We start from the raw sequence: 26,562 nt of genomic DNA on the forward strand, positions 1-26,562 counted from the left end.
TGGATGCGTATTTAATCATTTCCGCCGTGTGAATATCGGTTGCGACGATCGGCGTTTCCAACAGATAAAGCGGGCGATAAATTTCCTTCATATTATTCAAGGCTTTTTCAGAATCCGTTCCGATCACGACGCGATCCGGACGCATAAAATCGCCGACAGCCGAACCTTCCCGCAAGAATTCGGGATTGGACACCACATCGAACAACTTCCGCGAAACCTTTGCTTTGAGCAATCGGTCGCGGATTTTATCACCCGTTCCAACCGCGACGGTGCTTTTGGTAACAATGACTTTGTAATTATCGATGATTTCAGCGATCTGGTCGATGGCGGTAAAAACATACGATAGATCGACTTCGCCGTTCTCGCCGGATGGCGTCGGTAAGGCAAGAAAAATCACCTCGGTCTCGCTAACCGCTTTTTTCAAATCCGTCGTGAAGGAAAGTCTGCCCTTATCAACGTTTTTATTGACCAAATCCAGCAAGCCCGGCTCGTAAATTGGTAAAATCCCATGATTCAGTTTCTCGATTTTTTCAGGATCAATATCGACGCAAACGACTTCGTTTCCGAAATCGGCAAGCCCGGTTCCGGAGACAAGTCCGACATATCCAACACCCATCATTGTGATTCTTTTCATTTAAAAATTACCTCCTGAAAACAGTGAACTGGCGATTTTTTGCGGTTGAGTGTGCCTTTACCGGATCGGAAGTACCAATTTTTCCTATCGTATCTCCCTTTGTCGTATCTTCAGCACGTTAAAACTTAGGTGAAAGTCAATAAAAAGCGCAAGGAAATTTTATTGATATCCAAAAATTCTTCTGTAAATCCACTCACATCCGACGATAAAAATCAAAAAAAGCATAGGAATCAACGATCGCCAAAGCCGCATTTCATGGCGTTCTTCCCTGTCAATAGATTGGATTCGAATCAGTTCGGCAATATGATCGAGTTCGGAAAGCGATATTTTTCCCCCACCGCTTTGATACGAGAGCGCGGAAAGCCCCGTGGAATTTTGCATGATTTTCGATAGTTCAATTGGTTGATCCACAATCGTAAAAGTCTTCTCCGCACTTCCGATTTCTTTCGTATCGAAAAATGCCCGCGTCATTACCCGATAAGTTCCCGCCGGTAAAGATGGTGCTTTTCCAATAAATCGTCGTCCGTTCCATAAAAGCACGACTGGTGTCTTTTTTTGCCGGTCATCCGAAATCTCGGTCTGCCAAAACATTTCCGGCCGAATAGTACCTTGGCCATCGAATGCAAAAGCGCTGATTTCGGGAATTTCGCCTGAAAGATAAATCGACTTATCCAGTGCAATCCGGACATTCTTCGACGATGACGTATCCGCCAGCCAATTCATGAGTCGTAAAACCGTTTCCTGATAGAAATCCATCTGCCGGGCACCGGTTGTCATAAAACTCCACCGCCACAAATCCAATCCTGTACAGAGAGCGAGGCGTTTTCCTTGAAAATCTCGAACTGCAAGAACCGGCGTTTCGGAGAGCGTTGATGCCGTTATCAGTGTCTCAAAACCTTCTGCCAATTTCAGTTTTTTGAATCGCTGACCGATTGGCGGCAGATTGCGGACGATCGCTTTCGAATCCACTCCACAAAAAGTATCCCTAAAAATCGCATGATCTTCGCTCTCCGGCATCAGTTGAACGGAAATTGCGACCGGTAAATTTTCTGGCGCACCGACCAGAAGTTTCTCGCCAAATAACTCATTCAGACGATCCGGCAAAAGCGAAGGAGTGTCCATCACAAGAACAGGTGTTCGACCCGATTGAATCCGCCGTCGAATTTCCGCCATTCGATTCGCGTCAGAATTTCCCGCTGGGTAACCCATGAGAATAAGCGCCGCCCAATTACCCCGAAAAACATTCAGTTCTGATTTCGGAATCCAGCCGTCGGTAGATTCGACCCAATTGAAAACGCGGAATCGTCTATCGGTTTCAAGCGTTTTTTTCAGGAATGTCGATTCAACATTCAATCTGGACGATAATATCACGATGGTTTCATCGGTTGCTTTTACAAATATACCTTCCGATTTAGTATTGTTGTACGGATTGACGTCTTTCTCAGTATCGATTTCGACGGAAAGTAAAATCTCGCCCGGCGTTTGCAGAACATGTGCGAACGCGATTTGCCGGCGGAAGGATTCCTGATGTCTTTCGACCGTTATTTTCTGAACCGTTCTTCCGTTTTCTTTTAAAAAAACCTGTGCGAATCCGCCATTTCCCTGCGGAACGATCTCGGCTGAAACCTGAATCGTATCGCCTACTTTCGCCGTCGCTGGAATATCCAGATTTGCGACAAACGCATCCGCCAGACGCGCCGTGTCGCCGATTCCGACAGAAAAAATCGGAAAACGCTTACCAGTCTCAATAAAACCCGTTTCCTCACCCTGAGTTGAGACGCCATCCGAAAACAAAACGGCGGCGCAGACAGCATCGTCAACGTGTTTTTCGAGTGAATGTGCGATTGCTTGTGATAGATCAGTGCCTGATTCATCGAACGATAGATCTGTAAAAGTGTTTTTATCCTGAGAAATATCCACACTGAAGGGCTCAACGACGACTTGCGCACCGCGTTTTTCCAAAACTCTTCGAAGATTTTTAAACTGAGTCAAAATTGAATCTGCGTTAAATTCTTTATGAGCTTTCATACTGGCAGAATTATCCATCCAAAAAACAACTTTTGGTGAAAGATGCCGAATTTTGTTCCAGCTGACGTATGGCTGAAGCGTTAAAAAACCCAACCATATAAAAAAGATCGACCGAAGAACGAGTAAGATAAGTCGGCCACGCTCCGGCATTTCTCCGCCAATTTTCCGAAAGGAAAGAAACATCGCCAAAGCAATAAAGAGCAGGATGGGAATTTCCCATAGTGACAGATTCTGAAGTTGTAATTGAAAGTCGGTCATGATCGTTTAAGCGACCAGAGAAAGATTTGGAACGGCGGAAACATCCAAATCGGAAAATTGCCCGCGTTTCATCATTTCCAGTCCGGTCCGGGCAATCATGGCGGCATTGTCCGTGCAATATTGAAGCGCAGGAAAATAGATGTCAATTCCGCGCCGATTCGATTCTTCCTGAAAAACCTGCCTTAGCCTAGAATTCGCCGCGACGCCGCCAGCCAGTACCAATTTTGGGCTTTGCGTTTCTTCGATAACGGCAAAAGTATTGACTTTCAGCGCATCGACGATCGCTTCCTGATAGGATGCGCAAAGATCCGATAGATGTTCAGCAACCCACTCATCGCCTTTCTGTTTGACTAAATAAAGAATAGACGTTTTGATGCCGCTGAAACTGAAATCGAATCGTTCACTTTTCACTTTTGCTCGTGGGAAATGATAAAATTTCGGATCGCCGTTTTTCGAGGTTTTATCGATCAGCGGGCCGCCGGGATAACCGAGATTTAGAATTCGGGCGGCTTTGTCGAATGCCTCGCCTGCCGCGTCGTCGATTCCTCTGCCGATGATCTGATAATCGCCAAAATCTCTGACGTTCACAATCTGCGTATGACCGCCAGAAACGAGCAGGCAGAGAAACGGATAAGTCAGATTCGGATATGTCAGAAAATTCGCCATGATGTGACCTTCGATATGATTCACGGCGATCAGCGGTTTTCTGGCGGCGTACGAAAGTCCTTTTGCATAGCTAAGCCCTACAAGCAATGCGCCCATCAAACCGGGACCGCGCGTCACGGCAATTCCATCGATATTGGCAAGTGAAATGCCCGTTTGTTCTAACGCTTGCCGCGTCAGGACATCGATCAGCCGCATATGCTCGCGTGAAGCGAATTCCGGAACGACACCACCATATTTTTGATGCAGTAATTGAGATGAAATGATATTAGTCAAAACGTTGCCGTCTCGTAATACGGCGATAGATGTTTCATCGCACGAACTCTCGATCCCGAGTAAATTCACTTAAAGTTTCCTTTCTCGAAAGACGCGAAGTTCAACCTCAGTCGGGATTATTTCTTTCGCGGCGATAATGCCATCAGGCAGAGATATTTCGGGTACATAAAATTTTTGATCGGCGTTCCACTGTTTTTGAAAATCGATCGTCACATGGATATCCCCCAACTTGATCGTTTTCAGAGCACTCATTCCTGCTTGAACTGTCATTGAAACGGTTGTCGGGCTGACTTCTACGCTCATATTTTCGGGCATATTGAGAACGATAACTGGGATTTCATTGATCTTTTTCTCGCTGATCTGCTCGACTTTTTGATAGACGTGGACCGATTTGAACTGAACATGAAGACCGGTCAGATTGGAAAAGTCGATCATGACGTCTTTATCGAAAGGTTCCGAAACGTCTTTCAGCGTAATCTCTTTTGTTATAAGAGCCGAACATCGATCGACATACTCCTTTGGGCCGGTAATCCAAGCGCTGTCAGGGATAACAATCGGATTTCCCGCCTTTATGTAGCCCATAGATTCTTCAATTTCTAGGCGAGGAATTATAGGTACTTTCGCTTCACCCATTACATCGAGTTCAACATGAAGGGTTTCCGGGTAAACGATGTGGTTAAACCGAATTCTGGCTCCTCTCGGTTTGAGTATTTTATCCGGATTTTCATAAAAATATTCGCTAAGTGGGAAATCGTAACGTTGACGAATGTTGCCAATATCAACGACAAACTTGAACGACGATTTCCGGATCAGATTCAAATAGAGCAGATCAATCCCTCTACCGGTAAAATTAGCGTAAATCCGCTTAGGAACTTTGCTTTTGAGCGTTTTACCGGCTTGGATGTTCCGAATCTCGATGCGTGAAGAAATCGAATAACTATAGTCATTGCTTAATAGCGTGTAAAGCCAAACAATAAACGAAAAGAAAAACACGCCAATTTTCGTTTTCGTATCCGTAACAAACCAGCGTTTCACCCGATTCCAGATGTTGGCTACCAATGCCCGCTTGTCTATTTTTCCACGATTCTCTTTTCCAGCAAGTTTATTCATACGCTCAGAAAATAGCAAAGGGGCTTGAAATTATCAAGCCCCTTTCGTTTTTAATTGATCGTAACCGAATTCCAGAGATTATTTAGGTTCCGATTCGGAAGATTCCGCCTTTTCAGTTTCAGGCTCATCTTCCGTTGATTCGGATTTCTTTTTAGCCGTCTTAGTCGAACGTTTCATTGCGGCTTTTTTCGGTTCTTCAATCGCAGTTTCGGCCTCGGAAGCGGACGCTTCAACCACTTTTTTTTCAGCGGCTTTTTTAACGCTTTTTTTCTTTGGCTTCTCTTCGGATTCTTCCTGTTTCTGCTCAGGTTTTTCAGCGGCTTTTGCCTTTTTCCGGACAGTTTTCTTCTTTTCCGTTCCGAGTTCTTCAGCCGGTTCTGCTTCTTTCTCGGATTCCGCTATTTTTTCGATAATCGCTTCTGGAATCTCGATTTTGTCGCTCGTATCACTTTGCTGGAACATATATGCTTCGGCATCAGTTCTCGGCTTCTTCGGCATTGCCTGTTCACGGGAAAGAACGACTTTCTTCTCGCCTTTGTTCACTTCCAGAACCTTTAACTGAAGTTTTTCACCAATCTGAACACCTTTCCCAGCTGTTTTTCTATCTTTCTTTGGAACCTGTCCCAGCGGAACGATTCCTTCCAGACCAAATGCCAGATTAACAATGACTAACTTATCGGTAATTCGAGCAACTTCACCCTCGACGATTGCGCCTTCGACGTACAGGGATTCAATTGACGTCCACGGGTCCTCCGATATCTGTTTCATACCGAGACCAATTTTCCGATTTTCTTTTGAAACTTCAAGAACCTTAACTTCCACATCGTCACCCTTTTTGAGAATTTCGCGAGGATGATGCAGTTTTTTCGTCCATGACATATCGGAAATATGGACAAATCCGTCGATTCCTTCCTGCAGTTCGATAAATGCACCATAAGGTGTCAGATTTCGGACGATCCCTTTGTAAATAGCACCGACAGAATAAGATTGTTCGATTGCTTCCCACGGATCGGGTCCCAACTGTTTGAAACCAAGCGAGATTTTTTTCTCCTGACTATCAACATTCAACACCTTGGCTTCGATCATTTCATTTAAAGTAAAAATTTCACTCGGATGTTTAATATGTTGAGTCCATGAGATTTCCGAAATGTGGATGAGTCCTTCGACGCCTTTTTCTATTTCGACAAAAACGCCATAATTGGCAATGTTAACGACTTTACCTTTGACAACGGTTCCAATGGGATATCTGTATTCGATTCCTTCCCACGGATGCGGCTGAAGTTGCTTCAAACCAAGAGATACTCTTTGCTTTTCTGAATCGTAATCAATGACTTTAACCGTCAGTTCATCATCCAGATTGACCACTTCGCGCGGATGGTTGACACGACCCCACGACAGGTCGGTGATATGAAGCAATCCGTCCAAACCGCCCAAATCGACGAAAACACCAAAATCCGTGATGTTTTTGACGCGTCCCGTTAGAATATCGCCGACCCTGATCTTCGATAAAAGGTCGTCGCGTTTTTCCTTTAGGCTTTCTTCGAGAATGTCTTTACGACTTAAAACAACATTTTTCCGAAGTTCATTGAGTTTGACAATACGGAACTCAAATGTTTTCCCAACATAATTGTCGAAATCCGTTACGGGACGAACATCGATCTGCGAGCCGGGTAGAAAAGCGTCAATGCCCATAATATCAACGACCATACCGCCTTTGATGCGATTGAGCACTTTACCTTCGACGATTTCGGCGTTATTGTATATTTGACGAACCCGTTCCCAGACGCGCATAAAATCCGCTTTGCGCTTCGAGAGGATCATTTGTCCGCTCTCATCTTCAAGAGTATCGACAAATACTTCAATCTGGTCACCAATATTTGGCAATTCACCTTGTTCAAATTCGTCGCGCGAGATCACGCCTTCGGATTTGAAGCCAACATCCATCAGGATTTCATTTTCATGGACAGAAACAACGGTTCCAATAATTCGTTGTTCCTGCGAAATATCTTTAAGAGAACTTTCGTATTTTAGTCGTTCTTCGGTGCGGGAGACTTCTGCTTCATCTTTTAAATCCTGCAGATTATACACTCGGATTTTTTCCGAATATGGACCGATTTTGATCTCTTCGGTAACATATTCGGCTACGGGCAATTCGACGGGCGTGGGAACGGGTTCAGCGGCGGGTGTTTCCACGCTCTCATCTGGCACCGCAGTTTCGTCGATTGGGGTTGGGGTTAATTCATTTTCTTCTTCAAACATCAAACGTTTCCTTAGGTTAAGGGTTGAACGGACAAGATAGGTTTCGGATGTTCACGCGGTCTCTCACGCGAGCCGAACCTTTTATCGAACCATTTCTGGGCGATTCTTCACAATTTCAATAATTTTTTCTACTTGTTCTTCAAAGGTTAAATGAGTGGTGTCGATCACGATCGCGTCATCGGCTTTTTTCAACGGAGAATGCGCACGGGATGAATCGATCCGGTCGCGCTTCTTAATCTCTTTGATGATCTCTTCCAAACTCAGATTTTGACCGATTTTCTGATAATCTCCGATGCGTCGTCTGGCGCGGACTTCTACATCCGCCGTCACATAAAATTTAAAATCGGCTCTCGGAAATACATTCGTTCCAATGTCTCTACCTTCCATGACGATATTGTTTTCATGTGACATTTCGCGCTGGCGCTTGACCATGATTTCACGAACGCCTGCGATTGCGCTCACAGGACTGACCGCCTGAGCGACTTCCGCTGAACGAATCTCTTCACTGACATCTTCACCATTTAAGAGAGTCCGTAAATCGCCATTTTCCCATCGGAACCGAATATCGGTCGAGCTCGCCAACGAAATGATCTGTTCGGAAACTTCCGGGTTTACTTTTCTGCGAATCGCCAACAATGTAATCGCACGATACATAGCTCCAGTATCGACATAAGTAAAACCCAGCCTTTTGGCGACTTCTTTCGCCGTACTACTTTTTCCCGAACCCGCAGGCCCATCGATTGCGACTACGATACCCATTTCACCCTTTCAAAAAGTCTTTAAATTTAAATCTACATAAAACAAAAACAAACATTTTCCCTCCGAGAAATTTTATAACTGACATTTTTCTTTCAATCTCTGAATTTCATCCAGTTTTAGAAAGCGCCACTCGCCCGGTTTAAGCCGACCATATCCAATTCCTGCAAAACGAATTCGATCGAGGCTAAGGGTTCGGTAACCAAGCACTTCAAAAATCCGGCGGATTTCACGGTTCATTCCTTCCATCAAATCAATCCGAACGACGGTTTTGCCCAGATTGTAAATAATTTCGACAACTCTTCCGGTTGCGATTTTCCCTTTTTCTAATTCGACACCTGACCGTATTTTCTCGCGAATTTCAGGACCGACTTTCCCTTCGATCTTGGCTTCGTAAGTCCGCACGATCTTAAATCGCGGATGCGTCAGCCGAAAATGTAGATCACCGTCATTTGTCAGAATCAAAACGCCAGTCGAATACATATCCAATCGCCCAACCGGTTTAACTCTAATATTTCTCCCAATCAAATCGCCAACATGTTTTCTTCCTTCCGGATCACTCAACGTTGTAACGACTCCGGCGGGTTTATTCAGCAAAATATAGATCAGTTCTTCCGGACGAACCTTTTTGCCATCTAGTTCGACGGTGTCGCTATCGCGAACAACAGTAGATAGATCAGTGATGACTGAACCATTTAAAACGACTCTGCCTTCGAGAACCATTTTATCGCAAGCGCGGCGGGAACCGACCCCGCAGGAAGCGAGAAATTTATTAAGCCTGTTCTCTTTCTTGAACGGATTCACCGGGTTCGTCATGCATGATCTCTTCAATTTCTTTGATTTTTGGTAAGTCCTTGATCGTTGCGAGACCAAAATATTCCAAGAAGTGTGAAGTCGTTCCGTACAGTAAAGCGCGTCCGGGACCTTCTTGCCTTCCTTTGGTTTCGATCAGATTTTTCTCGATAAGCGGTTTTAAAACCGTCGTCACGCCGCGAATCGAATCGATTTCCGTCCGGGTGACTGGCTGTTTGTAAGCAATGATGGAAAGCGTTTCCAATGCAGGCCGCGAGAGTCGTAGATTGCCTTTTGATTGAAATAAGCGTGAAATCCACGGATCGTATTCCGAGCGCGTCATCAGCCGATAACCGCCGGAAAGCGATTGAATCCAGATCGGCGATTTTTCCTGTTCGTAATATTCGTTGATTTCTCCGACAATCTGTGCAAGATCGATTTCTTCCTGAAGACAAACTTTTGCCTGCTCGTTTGTGATCGGTTCGCTTGCGGAAAATAGAAGCGCTTCGATGATTTTATGCGTTGGCGACAGCATCCTGAACCTTGGTTTTGATTTTCGACAACCAAATATCTCCGTAAATATCCTTCTGAGAAACGTGTACAACTTCCGATTTGACCATTTCTAAAATCGCCAGAAAAGTCACAACGACTTCGACACGGTTCTTTAACTGTTTGGCGATTTCGAAAAATCTCAGACGGCTCTTTTCGCCGAACAACGAATGGATGAACCGAATTTGCTGACCGATGCTCATACGGATTTGATCAACTTCATAATAAGTCGGTTTCGGTAAAGTTTCAATCAACTTGTGAAACATTACACCCAAGTCCATCAGGTTGACATTCCACAAAAACAGGTCGGGATCGATGGAAGGCGTTTCCGGATCGGCAGAAACAGGATGATAATGTTGCTGATTTTCTTCCAGATTCCGAAGCGTTTCACTTGCCATTTTATACTGCTGATACTCGACGAGCATTTGAACCAACTCGGTGCGCGGGTCTTCAATTTCCTCAAGATTTTCGTTTATATCGTGAGGCAGAAGCATTTGCGCCTTGATCCGCATGAGTAAAGAAGCCATATAAATAAATTCGCCCGCAAGTTGTAGGTTCATACTCTTCATAAGTTCCAAATATTGAAGATATTCTGATGTGATATAGGAAATGGGAATGTCATAGATATTGATTTCATCGCGTTTAATAAAAAAAAGCAACAAGTCCAGCGGACCTTCAAAAACATCCAGTTTGACGTGGTAACTCATTTAATAAAACGCACGTTAACCAAGCGACATCGCTTTCCGAACAGCGGCCATCGTTTCACTCGCAACCGCCCGCGCGCGCTTCTCGCCATCGATAAGAATATCCATAACCTCATCCTGATGCGAATGGAAATAATTACGCTTTTCGGCATAAGGCTCAATCTTCGCCGCGATTGCATTTGCACATTTCATTTTGCAATCGACACAACCTAACGCGCCGGTTTTACAGTTTGTGTAAATCTCGTCGCTATTCTCCGGATTAAATTTTTTTTGATAGGTATAGATGAGGCAAACCTCCGGCCTGCCGGGATCGCCGCGCCGGATTTTTTGAGGATCGGTGACAGCTTTCTTCAATTTCATCTTTACTTCTTCCGGCGAATCCGAGAGCAAGATCGTATTTCCGACCGATTTACTCATTTTATTGCCATCCAAGCCGGGAAGCCTCGGAAACTGCGTCATTTTAATCTCCGGTATCGGAAAGACTTCACCATATTGAAGGTTAAACTTCCGAGCCAGTTCCCGCGTGATCTCAACGTGAGGGGACTGATCTTCACCGACAGGAACGACATTCGCGCGGTAGATCAAGATATCGGCCGCCTGCAATACTGGATAGCCGAGATGGCCATATATTATTGTATCAATGTTCAGGTCTTTCACCTGCTCCTTGAGTGTAGGATTTCTTTCCAGACGCGCCGTTGTAATAAGCATTGAAAAAATTAAATGCAGTTCCGTATGTTCCTTGATCTGACTCTGCCGAAATATCGGACTCTTTTGGGGATCGATACCGACAGAAAGCCAATCACAGACCATTTCGATTGTATTTGTCAATAATTCGCTTGTATCAAGATTCGTCGTCAAGGCGTGGTAATCGGCGATCAAATGATAATTTTCATATTCTCCTTGCAAGGCAACCCAATTTTCCAGCGCGCCGACATAATTGCCGAGATGCATTTTTCCCGTCGGACGCATGCCGCTGAGAATTCTTTTTTTCTGAAATTCTTCCATGATTCTCCAACTCTAATCTAAAAATAAATACGGACGCCATTCATCGACCGGCGATTCAAGAAATCTCTGCAATGTGTGCAGTTTGTGCGGCTTCAACGGTTTCTTCCGAAGTTTCATGCCAGATTCTTCGAGAGTTCGATCACCTTTCCGGTTATTGCAAGGAATGCACGCAGTGACCAGATTTGTCCACGAGTCGATGCCACCGTGTGATTTTGGGATAATATGATCAACCGTCAGTGGAACTCCTTTTGCTCCGCAATATTGGCAAATGAACCCGTCGCGCCGGAAAATATTCACCTTATTCAGCACGGCTTCCCAGTGGCGGACATGAACATACCTTTGAATGCGAATGATTGTCGGGATCGGATAATTGAATGAAACCGTCCGAAGAAACTGATGATCGGTTGTTTTTACCATCGTTGCCTTGTTTTCAAGCAATAACGTTATTGCACGCCGTACGTCGCAAATATGAAGCGGTTCGTAAGTTTGATTCAAAACCAAAACACTTCGATGAATGATCGATTTTTCCATCATCACAATAAATTCCCGATTGACTTGCAGGCAAGAAGCGTCCGTTTTAAATGCTCGTTGAAATCGGCGGACGTTTCGTTCAAGCTGTCGATATGAACCCAGCCTGAAGAATGCAAGATTTTCCCGTCTCCGATTGAAATGCCAACATGTTCGACTCTATTTTTCCCTCCGAAGAAATAAAGATCGCCCGGTTCGGTGTCGGCAATCTCAATTTCCTTCAAAGATTTCATCAGAAATTGTTCACCTGCGTCCCTTTTCAGCGAAATCCCGCATAATCCGAAAACCGATTGCGTCAAACCGGAACAGTCAATGCCGAGCGGACTTTTCCCGCCCCACAGATACGGAGCGCCGAGAAAACGATGGGCGGTCTTGGCAATTTTTTTACGCAATGTTTCGCCTGAAATTGTCAACGGCCGATTGCTCATCCAACCAGTTTTTCCATCGGGTAATTGAACAAGAATCTTGTCTCTATCCTCCTCGATTAACAGAACCCGGCTCATGAACGTCACTTTTTGGAAAATGTTCGTCAATTCCGTCGTCTTCCAGACATTTGCTACCGCGTCATCGGGTGTAAACCATTTGCCATCGTTCGTTTCCCAACTATCGTTGTCAACGATAGTATTCCAGCGAATCCAACCGCGATATCCGTCCTGACAAACGATCCGAAACCATTCGTCGGATTGATCGAGCACTTCGACAACCTCGCCGAGAAAAGCTTGTGTGACCATTTCCGAGCGAAATGAAGGCTCGGAGTAAAGATTTGATACGACGGTATTAACGATCTTTCTATGCATAAAATCCAGCGAATTTATTCCGAACGAAGGAAGCGACCAAGCATTTTTATGCCCGGCTCTGCACTGTTAACTCTATCATTCTGTTCAAATTCTTTGTTCAACACGAGAAAATTTCCAGAATTATCAACAATAATCCAACGGTGAATTTCATAAAATGTACGTCGAACTTGCGGGCATGTCCGAACCTGTAAATTCAAAGTAATCGAAAAATTTTCCTTTTAAAACTGACAGAAATTCCATCTATTTAGTCCGTTTGTTTACAGAATCTTGGAAATCGAATTTTTTATTGGTCGCTCTCTTCTGATTTAAATTACTTAAATCCGTTTATCCGTTTCAAATATTTCCGAATCTTAACGCTTCTTCTCAACCGATCAACAACATCGATGATTACTTTTTCACTTTCCTGCGTACCTCTTCCGATTGCACTCGCTTCGACTGCCATCCGGTAACGATTCTGAATGTAGTCCTCTTCAAAAAGTCGCAACCGAATCGGGAACGATTTGGACTTTTCTTCCAGACCGATTTCCTCTGCTTTTTGGGTTAACAAAGCGTCACGAACAATGTAATCCATCGCGAGAAACGCGCTTTTTGAAGTAATTGCATACGGGACATATCTCAACGCTTGCACGAATTGTGCGATGGTTATTTTCTGTCCGTTAACCTCTGCAAGAATCTCGTTTTGCCGTGAATGAATTGCTATTTCCAATTGCGAGAGTTCGTCGCCATTCAACTGCATTTCTGTAATTAAATCATCTAAGGCAGGAACGCGCTCCAGAATAGAAGAAACTCTTTCTGATACCCAGTTTAATGTCGGGTACTCTATCTGCGGCATAGATTTAAGCGGCATGGATCGCGCATAATCGAATGAAAATTGTTCGCCGATGCTTTTTTCAATTAGATAATGATTAAACATTCGATTCGCGATTTTAGAACTATCGGATATATCCATCCGATTCCGGACACCGGAAATTTGAAGAATCGACCACGCAAAACCAGTATGAATCGGTTGCGTAATGGTGCTCGGTTTTTGACGAAATCCCGCCATTGCGGCATCGAATTCCATCTCTTCCCACGACAACCAGCCTAAATCTCCATCCAATTTTGGCAGATTGATATCAGAAGGAACAGAATTCTCCAAAACAATGAACGAGACGCCATTTTCGATCAGACGGAACACTTGTTTCGCCGAATTTTTATCAAGGAAATAAAGTCTTCGGAAACGGCGTTCCTGGCGCAGATAAACGCCGATCTCATCCAGACTCGCGTCGGAAATCTTGATTTTGGGCTTAATCACTAATCTAAAATATTCCTCGCGCAAACAATGATTCCGATAAGCCGCGAGTTGTAATTGAAACGATTGGTCAAGAGGTACAACCGATTTCAGAGCCTCGGTTGCTAATAGCCGTTTGTTGATCATTCCATCTAAAAACCACTCGCGCAAAGAATCGGAATCGACTTCTCCTGTTTGATTCAAGAAGTCAATATAGGCTACGCGGAATTCGTTTCGCATGATTTTATCAGCACCAAACGTAGCGACCGATTTCCCGTCAGAACATCCATTACACCAAATCATCAAAACGACGATCGCGAATAATTTTCCAACGAAAAAATTCATCCAATTTTTTTCCATTTTGTCCAATATCATTTTCAATCACCTACCAAATCATCCCGAAGGTTCGGGATCAATTTAATTGTTTGCAAAAAAAATACTCAACATTTTCAATAAAAATGAAAATTCTGAATTATCCCTATAATCGCCTTCAGATCAGTTCCCGTAACGCAAAACCCGGTGCTTTTTACCTATTTCGGCGAATTTTGATAAACAAAAATCCAATTGCTCTCGGGTATGAGTTGACATGTAACTAGTCCGTAGCAATGACCGGTCCATCGGTACGGCTGGCGGTATGACCGGATTGGTATAGACTCCGGCATCCAGTAAATCACGCCATACGGCAAAGGTCTTCATATCGCCTCCAATAATGATAGGGATGATCGGTGTGGAGCTATTGCCGATATTGAATCCCAGGAGTTTCAGCTCTTTTTTCATATAATTGGCATTTCCCCACAAGCGTTCCCGTCGCTGTGAAGGGGATTTGAAGATTTTCGATATCTATATCACCAACAATATTTCTGAGATATTCTTTTACTTTTACTCCGCTTATCAAACCGGATTTTGAAATTGTGGGAACAAAGTATTTCATTGATGAGACCAAATCGGTTTTGCACGCAATATCCTCAATTTCATAAATGCTGATTCCCGCGGCGTAGGCTCCGCCAGTCATGGCGCCGATATTGGACAGCCCTTTTGCGGAACCGTTGCCCAGTACCAACCGTACTTTTTTATTGCCGATTTGTTTTTTCATATTTATAAACTATTCAATTCTCCAAGCTTTTCTTCACAATTCCCCAAAGTGCCTATTATTTTAAAGCACCTAAAACTTTCTTTGCTTCAATATATCCAATTTCAATAGCATCTTTCCCTCGATAAAACTCATATGGATTGATATTTCTTGTATCCGGCTCAATGACTAAATCAGGCTTGTGGAGTTCAATTTGAAGTTGTGCAATTACGTCCTGGGCTATATATAATGTATTTTCCGAGATTTTCACTATTCCCGGATGTTTCAATTTATTCTCCGTTTTAGTTGAATCTTTCTTGCGCTCTTTCTCTCTATTATTAATCATTTTGATTTGCTTCGTTATCCAGTCGCTGGTACTTTTCCATGCCCCGGGTGTCTGTGGTTCAGGATTTTCTATTTGTATATATTCTCCTTTTTCGGAGGGAAGCCTGCCATGAAGCACATGGACGGCAATTATATAATCTGCCCCCATTTCTCTTACTACGTCGATTGGCACCGGGTTCACGAGCCCACCATCAACTAAAAATATATCTTGATATTTTACCGGGATGAAAACTATCGGAATAGAGATGCTTGCCCGAACAGCTTCTATCAAACTTCCCTTATTGATGATATATAATTTACCGGTAGAGATATCAGTCGCTGTTGCGGTAAATGGGATTGGCAAATCTTCTATTTTTTTATCGCCATAAAGTGTATATAAGAATTCTTTGACTTTTACTCCATCGATAAATCCTGAAGGAAATAATCCCGGTATGAATAGTTTCGTGACCGTTTTCCAATCAGTCCCAATTACAATTTTTTCGAGAGTGTCAATCGGAACGCCGGATGCATAAGCGGCGCCTATTAGAGCCCCTATACTGCTTCCTGAAATAAAATCAACCTGTATTCCGGCCTCTTCTAATGCTTTAATAACGCCGATATGGGCAAGGCCCTTGGCGGCGCCTCCACTCAGGGCAAGCCCAATTTTAAGATTATTGTCCCTTAATTTTTCAATAGTAAGATTGACATTACGTGTTTTGGGATATCTGTTTTTTCCAGTTTGAGTTGAAACTTTGGGATAGGCGTTTATCGTAAAAATAGAAAATATGAGCAGGAAAAAGAGAAAATTTACACTCGTACTAAAACGATTATTTTTTAAATGACAGCAATTCATATTAACACCTCTTATCTTTATCTAAAAATTCACTAATCTCATTCTCTGCTACTTCACAAATTTTCCTTCGTGATAAATATTTTGTTTTGATTTCGTAGTAAGAAATTTGGGGTAATACAGTAAATCCGATTTCAATAGATTTTAACTGCAGTAACCTTAGTAAATGAATGATAATATTTCCACGAAAATTATGGAAAACGACCTGATTTATATTTTCTTGATTTGGTGTCTCTTTATTTATTTTCTCAATCTGAATAACAACCGGAACGACATTTTTCTTTGTAGTGAATGCTAATTCAAAAAAAGAAGAGTTAAATTTTTTTAATTCAAATCCGTCTCCTGTAGCACCTTCAGGGAAAAAGGCCACATTTAAACTCGTTTTATTCAACAAATTGGATGCTTTTTCGAGTACGATTGGTATTGATCTGTTTTTTTGTCGATCAACAAAAACAAATCCCATTAACATCATAATACTGCCAATGAACGGCATTTGCCTTACATCTACATTTGAAATCACAATACATGGTGATAAAGCCATTAATATAAAAGAATCAAGATATCCCCAATGATTTGAAACAATTATGGCATTTGAAACATCAACGTCTTTCGGCCTTTTTAATTTCACCCCTGCAATAAATAATAGACACTGGAAAAGCGGACGGATAATATATTGTGTGTTGATTTTGATATAAAACCATTTAGTTGTAATTATTGTTACAATTCTCAATATAAAACTTAGCAAAACGCCAGCGGTGAGAAAGATCAGGACAATAAATGATTTTAGAGATGCACGCAGGACATCAACCCAAATGCCAATAATGTCCAACCATATTGGTTTTATAGTCGATTTTATCATAAAAAATTATTTGCAGATTCCATATAGTAATGTATCGGTTACTAAATCTATTTCCTGCTTATTGATTTCCATATCCGAATTTGTAATCATATACAGTTCCATACCTCGTAGTGCCAATGTAAAAATTTTAATAACTTCACTAATATTCATAATCACAAAAAACTTTTTATCTATACCTTCCCGAAAAATGGAATTGAGGATTTGAGTCTCATAATCAGTAAAATCAGCGCGGAATTTTTTTACACTTGTCAATTGTTCAAGATATTGATCTCTCAACGCGGAGTAGGTTATTTCTAATCTATTTAAATATTCTAGTCTCACCCTGATATAAATTCGAAGTCGTTCTTTTGGATTAGATATATCCTTAATGGCATTATTTATAGCATCTTGCATTGTTTTTACCTCTTCACGAACAACTTCGTAAAATATCTGCTCCTTGTCGCGAAAATAATGGTAGAGAGTTGCTTTGCCCATGCAGGATGCCTTGGCAATTTCATCCATTGTAGTCTTGTTAAGGCCAAAACGTGAAAAGATTTTCTGAGCTACTTCAAGGATCGATCGTTTTTTTTGCTCTCTTTTGTTCATCATATTCGACTCATATTTAATATTGGTCGAATAATATGTAGAATAATTTTAAATGTCAAGATTTTAAAATTTCCCAACTCACATATTTTGGAGGCGCGGTTTATATCAGTTGGGGCAAAATGGAAAAATTTACTTTCTGGTATTTATTCTGAATTGCCATTCTCCATATCTTCGAGAATCCCGTTAAATTGCTTCAGTGCCGCCTGCATGTTCACAACTTTTTAGTCGCAATTACATTCGGTTCGGGCAGATCATCGGTATCCTCCAGGCTCTCATCTCTCAGCCAGAAAATGTCCAGGCTGACCTTATCCCGCTGAACCAGTTCCTCATAAGTGAACGATTTGAATCGTTCGGTTTCCTGTCGGTCGTAGCGGTTACCGTGATTGTAACACGTTACAAAATCCAACAAATCCTTCTTATTTAACGGATTCATTTTCAGGGTGAAGAGCTGATTCGTTCGTAAATTATAAATTTACAGTTTTTCCGTCCAGACTTTCTCCCTAGCCGGTTTGTGGCAGAAAAAGATCACATTCGCCTTGACGCCCTGCGCATAGAAAACGCCGGTCGGCCGTCTTAACAAAGTATGAACATCATATTCGGCAAGTAACTTCCTCCGAACGACTTCTCCGGCGCCGCCTTCAAAAAGCACATTGTCCGGGATAACGACGGCGACTCTGCCATTGATCTTCAATAAGGATTTAATATGCTGAACAAAGTATAACGGTAAATGTTATTTATACGTCGTGAAATCGTCTTGTAACTTTCCCCAAATAAATCACCCATTTGTTTTTGAATTAGCCAAACTGCCTCGGCTTCGAGATGAACTTCCAGCGCCGGGCAATCCTTCGGGCGGCTGGTAAATTATGACCCGGTCATATTTTTCTATCAACTATTCTCCCCTATTAGCTTGCTTTAATATTTCCTTCTTTTCTTCTTCTTTTTACGAATTTAATACTTTTGATACCGTAGTCTATAAGTATCATAATAGGTAAGGAAAGTAAGAGAAATAGTGCTGTAAGTAGTTCCTCCACCCCGTCAATAGTTCTTTTAGTTTTATCAGCTTAGTCTTTCTTCCAATTATTAAATGATGTTTTATCTATAGATTTTTCATTAATAAGGGGTACGATTAGCCCTGAAAATTTGCCACCACTTCTGCGTTCGCAAAGGTCTTCTACAGCCATTGTAAATGCAAGTAACTCTCCTTTAGGAATATTATCTATCTCAGCAGGATGACGTTTTGATATGCCAAAAAATTTCTCATCGAAAAAACCATCATTATACAGGATAATAGCAATTTTAAAATCACCTTGTCCATATATAAAACCTTTGCATGATGTGAATCACTCGGGTAGCGAGCTTTTGATTTTCTGACTTGTCGATTGAATATTGTCATTTCGTCGAAGTTCAATTTCTTATATGTCATGTTTACTCCTAAATCACTATGTTTCTCTGTAAATCAAGATAGTTCATACTATTTTGTATTATAATGTATCTTAGACCTTCTTATTCTTATTCTTACTGGTAAACAAATAGTTTAACAAATTACCTTGAATTTTTCTTCTCCCCCTTATTCTCTCCAGCAACCTCTCCGCAGGTGGGTTCTGCAGAACCAGTCTGCCCTCGAATACCCGCTTGAGGATATTTATTTCTAAGCTTTCAGACAGCCCGGCGCCGGACTGTAATTCCCGAATGGCGATCCCGATTCCTGCGCCGAAATCGATGCTGTTAACGTTCTGAATGATCCATCCGCAAAGAACTAACTGCGCATCGATTTGAATTCTGGCTAATTGCTCAGGTGTAAACGATGAACCTGTGGTAAAACCGTCATCATTCAAAGAAAACTTGATTTTAAAACTTTCTTTAACACCGCCATTAACAAAACATTAAAAAATGCGACCTCAAAATAACGACTTTATTTCAATTAACCCAATCAACTCGGCTGTCTGACAGAAATTGTCACTCGTCGTCAATCCCTCACAACTTCTACGCCGGCAGTTCTATGATAAATGTCGTGCCGACGCCCGGAAGGCTCTCGGCACGGATTCTGCCGTTGTGCAGAAGAATAATATGACGCGCAATGGACAATCCGAGTCCGGTACCGCCGAGTTGTCGCGAACGAGATTTATCGACAACATAAAAACGGTCGAAGAGGCGCGGCAAATGTTCTTTGGCAATGCCGATGCCCGTGTCTCGGATTTCGATCCGGATTTCTCTATCAGATTTCATAGCGGAAATGGCAATGAAACCCTTTTCGGTATATTTGACCGCGTTGTCGATCAGGTTGATGAAAACCTGCTGAAGTCGGAAAGGATCGGCGTCCAGCATGCTTGCCTGTTCGGGAATATTGATTTCAATTTTCAAGCCTTTTTCCGCAATTTTCGTCTTGAACAGATGAACGGTATCTTTCACCAACGCCTGCAAATCCACTTTCTCGATTTGTAACGCCGGCCTATCCTCGATCTCCGCCAAATTGAGTAAATCGCTCACGATCGCAATTAATCGGTTGATGTGTCGCGCAACGATGTCGATGTATCGGCGTTTCTCCGCGTCCGGCTCATCCTGTAGGATTTCGACAAATCCTTTGATCGCGGTCAGTGGTGTTCGGAGTTCATGCGAAACGTTGACGACGAAGTCTTTCTTGAGTTTTTGAAGCGCTTTCACTTCCGAGACGTCGGAAAAAAGGAGAATTATTTCCCGGTTTTCTTCAATGAATGTCGAACTGCAAAGGTACAGTTTTCCGTTAATCTCGATCTCCGCGCTTGAACTGGTTCGGCTATCCGTCGTTTTTTTGACAAAATCGACAAAAACCGGCTCGCGTATTATTTCCCAGTATAACCGCCCGTCAATCGGTTGACGATGAACGATTTCTAAAAATGAATCGTTGAAGAAGGTTACTTTTCCCCCTGCGTCCAGCGCCGCCAATCCGGACTGAATCGACGAGATGATCGTTTTGATTTCGTTATGGCGGAGAGAAATATCGTCGAAAAGACGCTGAATTTCCGAAGTCATGCGGTTAAAACTTTCGGATAATTCCCTGAACTCGTCGTTTTGATTCCAGTGAACTTTTTGGTCGAAATCGCCGGCAGTGATCTTTCGCGATGCTTTTACTAACAACTGAATTGGGCGGATTGTACTTTTCGCCAGTAAAAATGAAATCGCCATAGCCAGAAAAACGCTGGCGAGCATAATCCTGAGGAGTCGCCATTTGAACCCGACGATCATTGTTCTGACGTCGCTTAAATAAACACTCGACCGGATGATGGCTATCGTTTTCCCATTTTGAACAAACGGCGTAGCGATGTAGAGCATCTCGGAATCGACCGTTCCACTGAACCGAATATCCGAACCGACAGAGCCCAAAAACGCCGTTCGTACTTCCGGACGATAGCGGTGGTTGTTCATCCGTCGCGGGTCTTTTTCGGAATCGGCAATGACCTTTCCGCTCGTATCAATAACGGTAATCCGCGTTGCTATTTCCCTCCGATATTCCTTTATCAACCGGTCTAAATCGGTGTAGTTACGATTTAAGATCAACGGTGCGAATCCACGCGCCAATACATAATTAAAATTAATCATCTGACTTGACAGCGTGTTGACGGTCTGTGTCCGGATCAACCGGAGCGACGCAAAGAGGATCAATCCAGTCAATGAGAGTATAACGATCAGGTAACCGGTAAATATTTTTGAGAAAAAGGTTTTCTTCATAGTTGAATCCTATATCCAATCCCTCGTAGGTTTTGTATATACTTGCCGTATTTTCCCAACTTGTCACGAAGGTTTTTAATATGAACGTCGATCGTGCGGGCGATGACGATCTTGTCTTCGCCCCATAATTCCTGAAGAATACGATCCCGATTGAACACATAACCGGGTTTCCGCATCAGAATTTTTAAAATACGAAATTCGGTTAGTGTTAAGTTGATTGATTCCCCGTCCACGGAAATTTCGTACTTCTCGAAGTCGATTGTCAATCCTTCAAAGCTGAAGACTGTCCTTTCCGGAGCGGTCTTCTCCGAACGGCGCAGAACGGCTTTAACCCGCGCAACCAATTCCTTCGTCGAAAACGGTTTCGTCAAATAGTCATCGGCGCCGATCTCGAGTCCCAGCACTTTATCAATTTCATCAGTTCGGGCGGTCAGCATGATAATCGGAACGTTCGCCAACCGTTTGTCATTTTTTACGACTTTACAAACTTCAATTCCATCCATATCCGGCAACATCAAATCGAGAACGATCAGGTCTGGGAGATTGTTTTCCTGCCAATCGAAAAACCTGTTCGCATCCGGAAAGAGAGCCGTCCGAAAACCGCCCTTCTTCAGATGAATCGCAACCAATTCGCGAATATCCGGTTCATCGTCTATAATAGCAATCAATTCATTCACAAACTAATCTACAAAAAGACAAAAGATTTCAGAAATTTTTATTTTTGGATGATATATCAGGAAAACGAGTGGGAATCAGGTATTCGGAATGACGCAGATAAAAATTAACTTCGTCTGACCGCGATTGATAACCTGATGGATTTCGTTAGGCTTGACCAAAACCGCCATATCCTGATGGATTGGCGTTTCGGATCCTTCGCCTCTCATAACACCATTTCCAGAGAGAATGTAAATCTCATGTTCAAAATCGTGCGTGTGATAAAACGAAAAACCGCCTGGTTCAATTTCGAATCGACGCATCGCAAAGTTTAGCGTGCCGTCGGCTTGTGATAGCAAGACCTGCTTAGTAACACCTAAGATTCCGATACCATCGACTTTCTCTATGGGAACGTCATTCAGTGTTTTGATTATCATGATCATTTCTCCTCTATGATCGTCAAGACGTTTTCAATGATATAGTCGCAGATAAACCAACCATGATGGTTAAGAACCAGACGATTGTCGGTCATCCGACCATATTTTTCAAGATCGCGCTGTTTCAATTTGTCCTGTAATTTTTCTAAAATTTCCGCCGAGGCCATTCCGGTCGATTCTTCCAAATCCTTAAAATTCATTCCATCCATCGTCCTAAGCCGCAACAGGACATACTCGTTCAGGACATTTGCTTCGGTCAGAGATTCGGAATTTTCTACAGGGAGATTGCCATCCGAAATTTTCCGAAGATAATCGTTGACAGCGGAAACATTCCACCATCTCTTTACGCCATTAAAAGAATGAGCCGCGACGCCAAAGCCCAGATATTTTCCCCCATTCCAGTAAACCGAGTTATGGATCGCCTGACAGCCGGGTTTTGCCCAGTTCGATATTTCGTAATGAACATAACCGGCAGACGCGAGCATTTGATGCGCTAAATCGTACATCTGCCATTCGATTTCCTCATCCAACGGAATTATTTGCCCTTTTTTCAACATTGTGTAGAATGAAGTCCCTTTTTCAAAGATTAAGTTGTACAATGAAATATGTTCGACGCCAGTTGAGATTGCCCACTGTAGAGTTTCCGACCATGATTCAACTGTCTGTCCCGGAATTCCATAAATAAAATCCATACTTCTTTGGGAAAAACCGCAATTATTAGCACTTTTAACAACATCGAAAATGTTTTTCGAATTATGAATTCGCCCCAGAGTTTTCAATTCCTGATCGTGAATCGATTGGCAACCGATGCTGATCCGATTGATTCCCGCTTCCCTGTATCGCGATAGAAGACCGGAACCGATGCCGTTCGGATTAATTTCGATAGTAAATTCTTGCACCGAATCCATTCTGACGTATTTTCCAAAAGCGCTAAGAAGATCGGAAATATGATCCGGTTTTAAAAAGTTCGGAGTCCCGCCGCCTATGTAAATGGAGAGTGTTTCAGGATTTGTCTTCAAAAATTCAGCCAGAAAATCAATTTCCTGAGTCAAAGCGCGGATATACGGATTGATCCGATCGAAGCCCCAATCCTCAGAAGCAAATGCGCAATAAGGACATTTCCTTTTACAAAATGGGATGTGAATATAAATGCTAAGGCTTTTAGAATTTTCGAGACACATAATAATGGGAAACTTCTTCGCTAAACTCTTTACGCGAAGTTAAAAGAAAAATAATCGAACCGCAAGTTCTTTTTTATAAAACCAAATCGCCGATACGATTCCAGCGGATTTTGTGAGTCAACCGATAGAGCGGCATTTCTTTATCCCAGGAAAGGTAAATAACCAATCCCTGCCCCAGGACATTGTCGAACGGAACAAATCCCCAAAAGCGGCTGTCCCAACTATTGTCGCGGTTGTCGCCCATCATGAAGTAATGATCCTGTTCGACGACGTAATATTGAACGGCTTTCCCGTCGATAATCATTCGGTCGCCGCCCGCCGAAAATGTGTGATTTTTCAGCTGAGCGCAGTTACGAATGATGTCGTTCGGGACTTTTCCGAACCAGAGCGTATCGCCCTTGGCAGGAACATAGACCGGTCCGTAATTGTCCTTATTTCCGGCATTTCGGGGAAAAATATCCGGGTCTTCCCACTCCGACGGATAGATAACGGGAGAAATGAATTTGGAATGCGGCGGATTCTCGAAAACTTTTCCATCTACGGTCAAGACTTTATCGCGCACTTCGAGGGTTTGTCCGGGACCGGCGACACAGCGTTTGACGTAGTTCAGCGACGGATCGACTGGATACTTAAAAATGACAACTTCGCCCTGTTTGGGTTTTTTGAACGACGGCAGGCGGAACCATGGAATATGAAATCCGATCTTCGTCCATGGAATGCCGATCCAATCCGGCGTGCGTGTTCCGTACACGAATTTCTTTCCCAGCATAAAATCGCCGATCAGGATGGTGTCTTCCATCGATCCGGTTGGAATCTGGTAGGCTTCGATGATGGTCGCCTTCAGTCCCAGAGCAATGAGTAAAACAATTCCCCACGACTTGACTTCCTGCCAAAATTTGTTATTATCGTTTTTTCCTATCTTCTTCTTTTCTTTCATAATCAACTCCGGATCAATTTAATTCCTTATACTCGACCGACCAAATAAAAGTTCAACCGACGATCAAATGATGAACCGGTCGGAAGATTACCTCTCACTTGATCAGCAATATCTTGTTGATAAGTCTTTGATCCGCTCGTTTCAGAACCGTCAAAAAAACGCCCGAGGCGACACTCTTACCGGAAAAATCGTTTCCATCCCATAAGAATTCATATCGTCCGGGTTGCTGAACTCCGAGTTCTTTGGAGAAAACCTGTCGTCCGTCGATTGAATAAATTTCGAGCCGGAGATTCGACGGCTTCTCGACCTCGTACCGGATTTTCGTCGAAGCATTGAACGGATTCGGGTAATTCCCCAGCAACGCAAATCGGAAAGGCACGGAAGTTTTGGCAGGCATCGTGGAAAGGATTCCTTCTTCGGGTTTTGTCAGTTTCTTCGTTGTGTAGAGTTTAAGTTCGCCGGGGGCGAGTGTAATCAGATCGTTCAAATTTGTCAGATACAGACTGTCGCCCGTGAAATACTCATACCATTTCCCCGGTTGATAAAAGCCGGGATCGATGGAACGGGTGACGACATCGAAGTTGCCTAGGATCACGGCGCTCATCGTTGTGTGCGACATACGAATCCGTTTCATTGCACCGGAAACGTCGAGGTTGACGTTGGTTTCTGGACTTCTGAACAGTTCGTTTTCACGGCGAAGATTTAACAGCGCTTGAATTGTTTTGTACAATTTAACCCGGCTTTCGTCAACGAAGTAATTCCAGCGGATCGGTTTTTCGCCCACCCGACCGTTATAATCAATCGATACGTCATATCCGAGTTCGCCAAACTGCCAGATCATTTTCGGTCCGGGCAATGTCAGGAAAAAGACCATGTTTAACTTTATCCGATTCAGCGCAGTCACTTCGTTTTTAATGCTGTAACTACCGGATGAATTTCCGTCAGTAATATTTTTATACATCAGACGTTCTTCGTCGTGACTTTCCATATACGTGACCACACCCGGTTTGGTAAAAGTGCGTGTTTTATAAAATCCCCATGAGAAATCCGATTCGGTAGTATATCCCATTGCCGATTGGGCGTAATTCCAGTTGGAGTTGCCCCATACAAGCATTCCGTAATCCGTTAGTACCTTCTCTTCCGAATTTTCTGCGAAGTGTTCGAGGATCACATAAGCGGTCGAATCCGTTTCCCAGATTTTATCCGACATTCGCTTCAGGATCGTTATTCTGGATTCGTCGTACGCGCCGCCGTCACCGGTTTTGTTCGTAAATCCTTTTGTGAAATCGAACCGAAATCCGTCGATTTTAAATTCAGTCATCCAGTAATGCGTCACTCTATCGACAAACGCCTTCGTATACGGACTTTCGTGATTAAAATCGTAACCCCATGAATAAGATGAATTCGGAGAAGTCTGATTATACCACGGATTTTCTGCCGAAGGCCGATTCAATGTGGAATTCCAGTACAACCGAACCAGCGGTGATTGACCATACGAATGGTTCAGAACGATGTCTTGAATGACAGCGATTCCGCGCCGATGACATTCATCGACGAAGCATTTGAGTGCGTCCGCCGTGCCGTAATATTTATCGGGCGCAAAGAAAAACGATGGATTATAACCCCACGACAAATTTCCTTCAAACTCGCTAATTGGCATCAGTTCAATCGCATTTATACCAAGATTCTGCAGATAATCCAGTGTGTCGGTCAGCGTCGCGTAATCGTGATTCGCCAGAAAATCGCGAAGTAGTAATTCATAAATAATCAATTCGTGCTTAGCCGGTTTATCATACGAAGTTGTCTGCCAGTTAAACGCGGATTTTCCCGTTTGGAATGTTGCAACCGGTTCCGACGTTTTATTTTTCGGATAAGGTTTAAGATTGGGATAAGTCGTCGCCAAAATATAACTATCGTTCCACGGATCGAGTACTTTTTCCGTGTAGGGTTCTGCGATGCGAAGCGTCCCATTCACCAAATACTGAAAAGCGTATTCAGTTCCTGCAACAAGCGAGTCGAGTTTTATCCAAAACAGCACACTGTCCGCCGACGGCTCGTACCGGTTCATCAGAAAGGACGTATCGACTTTCCAATCATTAAAATCACCAATCAGATAGACAAATTGTTTGTTCGGAGCGAAAAGCGCTAAAATGGCAGTTTTATCGTCAAGAATGTTAATTCCGGGAACCGTCGAAATCGGCGGCGGCAAATTCCGCGGACTTGGATTGACAACAACATAAAATGAAGCAGAATCACTGACATTTGCGGTATCTTTTCCGACGATTTCCACGAGATTTCTGCCGGCGTCAGTATTTTCCATGACAAGGTCGAA

General features: G+C 43.1%; 26 protein-coding genes and 1 pseudogene. All 27 read right to left on the bottom strand.

What is annotated here, in order from left to right:
* On the bottom strand, positions 1-634 hold a 634-nt coding region (locus COT43_05330; protein ID PIS28850.1), incomplete at its 3' end, for a UDP-glucose 6-dehydrogenase.
* A gap of 159 nt (positions 635-793) precedes the next feature.
* Positions 794-2,920, bottom strand: coding sequence for a hypothetical protein (locus COT43_05335; protein PIS28851.1), 2,127 nt, complete (start codon positions 2,918-2,920; stop codon positions 794-796).
* A gap of 6 nt (positions 2,921-2,926) precedes the next feature.
* Positions 2,927-3,928 carry a tRNA (adenosine(37)-N6)-threonylcarbamoyltransferase complex transferase subunit TsaD gene (gene tsaD / locus COT43_05340; GenBank protein PIS28852.1) on the bottom strand — a complete coding sequence of 334 codons (1,002 nt, stop codon included), beginning with the start codon at positions 3,926-3,928 and terminating at the stop codon, positions 2,927-2,929.
* Positions 3,929-4,969: a hypothetical protein gene (locus COT43_05345; protein PIS28853.1), complete on the bottom strand. Its 1,041-nt coding sequence runs from the start codon at positions 4,967-4,969 to the stop codon at positions 3,929-3,931.
* A gap of 78 nt (positions 4,970-5,047) precedes the next feature.
* A complete protein-coding gene (locus tag COT43_05350) occupies positions 5,048-7,228 on the bottom strand; it encodes a 30S ribosomal protein S1 (protein PIS28854.1) in 2,181 nt (726 codons plus the stop codon).
* An 81-nt stretch (positions 7,229-7,309) separates the two neighbouring features.
* Positions 7,310-7,987 carry a cytidylate kinase gene (locus COT43_05355; GenBank protein PIS28855.1) on the bottom strand — a complete coding sequence of 226 codons (678 nt, stop codon included), beginning with the start codon at positions 7,985-7,987 and terminating at the stop codon, positions 7,310-7,312.
* A gap of 72 nt (positions 7,988-8,059) precedes the next feature.
* Entirely contained in the window at positions 8,060-8,800 is a 741-nt protein-coding gene (locus COT43_05360) for a pseudouridine synthase (GenBank protein ID PIS28856.1), read from the bottom strand.
* On the bottom strand, positions 8,757-9,311 hold the full coding sequence (scpB, locus tag COT43_05365; GenBank protein ID PIS28857.1) for an SMC-Scp complex subunit ScpB: 555 nt from the start codon (positions 9,309-9,311) through the stop codon (positions 8,757-8,759). Before scpB ends, COT43_05360 begins: the two co-directional genes overlap by 44 nt.
* Positions 9,292-10,032 carry a hypothetical protein gene (locus COT43_05370; protein ID PIS28858.1) on the bottom strand — a complete coding sequence of 247 codons (741 nt, stop codon included), beginning with the start codon at positions 10,030-10,032 and terminating at the stop codon, positions 9,292-9,294. The genes scpB and COT43_05370 overlap by 20 nt, the downstream gene beginning before the upstream one ends.
* 15 nt (positions 10,033-10,047) lie before the next feature.
* Positions 10,048-11,034 (bottom strand): tryptophan--tRNA ligase, encoded by a 987-nt coding sequence (gene trpS / locus COT43_05375; GenBank protein PIS28859.1) that lies wholly within the window; start codon positions 11,032-11,034, stop codon positions 10,048-10,050.
* 12 nt (positions 11,035-11,046) lie between these two features.
* A complete protein-coding gene (locus tag COT43_05380; protein ID PIS28860.1) occupies positions 11,047-11,571 on the bottom strand; it encodes an HNH endonuclease in 525 nt (174 codons plus the stop codon).
* Entirely contained in the window at positions 11,568-12,359 is a 792-nt protein-coding gene (locus tag COT43_05385; protein ID PIS28861.1) for a hypothetical protein, read from the bottom strand. Before COT43_05385 ends, COT43_05380 begins: the two co-directional genes overlap by 4 nt.
* Before the next feature lie 14 nt (positions 12,360-12,373).
* Positions 12,374-12,556 (bottom strand): hypothetical protein, encoded by a 183-nt coding sequence (locus COT43_05390; GenBank protein PIS28862.1) that lies wholly within the window; start codon positions 12,554-12,556, stop codon positions 12,374-12,376.
* A 113-nt stretch (positions 12,557-12,669) separates the two neighbouring features.
* A complete protein-coding gene (locus tag COT43_05395) occupies positions 12,670-14,004 on the bottom strand; it encodes a hypothetical protein (GenBank protein PIS28863.1) in 1,335 nt (444 codons plus the stop codon).
* A gap of 358 nt (positions 14,005-14,362) precedes the next feature.
* Positions 14,363-14,722: a hypothetical protein gene (locus COT43_05400; protein PIS28864.1), complete on the bottom strand. Its 360-nt coding sequence runs from the start codon at positions 14,720-14,722 to the stop codon at positions 14,363-14,365.
* Positions 14,723-14,777: 55 nt separating this feature from the next.
* Positions 14,778-15,875, bottom strand: a complete 1,098-nt coding sequence (locus COT43_05405) for a patatin (protein PIS28865.1) — start codon at positions 15,873-15,875, stop codon at positions 14,778-14,780.
* A gap of 1 nt (position 15,876) precedes the next feature.
* Positions 15,877-16,731, bottom strand: a complete 855-nt coding sequence (locus COT43_05410) for a hypothetical protein (protein ID PIS28866.1) — start codon at positions 16,729-16,731, stop codon at positions 15,877-15,879.
* 6 nt (positions 16,732-16,737) lie between these two features.
* Entirely contained in the window at positions 16,738-17,319 is a 582-nt protein-coding gene (locus COT43_05415) for a TetR family transcriptional regulator (protein ID PIS28867.1), read from the bottom strand.
* A 140-nt stretch (positions 17,320-17,459) separates the two neighbouring features.
* Positions 17,460-18,019, bottom strand: a pseudogene (locus tag COT43_05420) (hypothetical protein).
* A 513-nt stretch (positions 18,020-18,532) separates the two neighbouring features.
* Positions 18,533-18,739: a hypothetical protein gene (locus tag COT43_05425; GenBank protein ID PIS28868.1), complete on the bottom strand. Its 207-nt coding sequence runs from the start codon at positions 18,737-18,739 to the stop codon at positions 18,533-18,535.
* A 70-nt stretch (positions 18,740-18,809) separates the two neighbouring features.
* A complete protein-coding gene (locus COT43_05430) occupies positions 18,810-19,151 on the bottom strand; it encodes a hypothetical protein (GenBank protein ID PIS28869.1) in 342 nt (113 codons plus the stop codon).
* Positions 19,152-19,299: 148 nt separating this feature from the next.
* Positions 19,300-21,021, bottom strand: a complete 1,722-nt coding sequence (locus COT43_05435) for a hypothetical protein (GenBank protein PIS28870.1) — start codon at positions 21,019-21,021, stop codon at positions 19,300-19,302.
* Positions 21,018-21,698, bottom strand: a complete 681-nt coding sequence (locus tag COT43_05440; protein ID PIS28871.1) for a two-component system response regulator — start codon at positions 21,696-21,698, stop codon at positions 21,018-21,020. The genes COT43_05435 and COT43_05440 overlap by 4 nt, the downstream gene beginning before the upstream one ends.
* Positions 21,699-21,773: 75 nt before the next feature.
* Positions 21,774-22,112: a hypothetical protein gene (locus COT43_05445; GenBank protein PIS28875.1), complete on the bottom strand. Its 339-nt coding sequence runs from the start codon at positions 22,110-22,112 to the stop codon at positions 21,774-21,776.
* Between the two features lie 2 nt (positions 22,113-22,114).
* Complete coding sequence (locus COT43_05450; protein PIS28872.1) at positions 22,115-23,293, bottom strand: coproporphyrinogen III oxidase; 1,179 nt, start codon at positions 23,291-23,293, stop codon at positions 22,115-22,117.
* 73 nt (positions 23,294-23,366) lie between these two features.
* Positions 23,367-24,230 carry a signal peptidase I gene (gene lepB / locus COT43_05455; GenBank protein PIS28873.1) on the bottom strand — a complete coding sequence of 288 codons (864 nt, stop codon included), beginning with the start codon at positions 24,228-24,230 and terminating at the stop codon, positions 23,367-23,369.
* Between the two features lie 94 nt (positions 24,231-24,324).
* Positions 24,325-26,550 carry an alpha-amylase gene (locus COT43_05460; protein PIS28874.1) on the bottom strand — a complete coding sequence of 742 codons (2,226 nt, stop codon included), beginning with the start codon at positions 26,548-26,550 and terminating at the stop codon, positions 24,325-24,327.
* Positions 26,551-26,562: the final 12 nt, after the last annotated feature.

Source organism: Candidatus Marinimicrobia bacterium CG08_land_8_20_14_0_20_45_22, assembly GCA_002774355.1.
In the GTDB taxonomy this organism is placed as follows: Bacteria; Fidelibacterota; UBA2242; order UBA2242; family UBA2242; genus 0-14-0-20-45-22.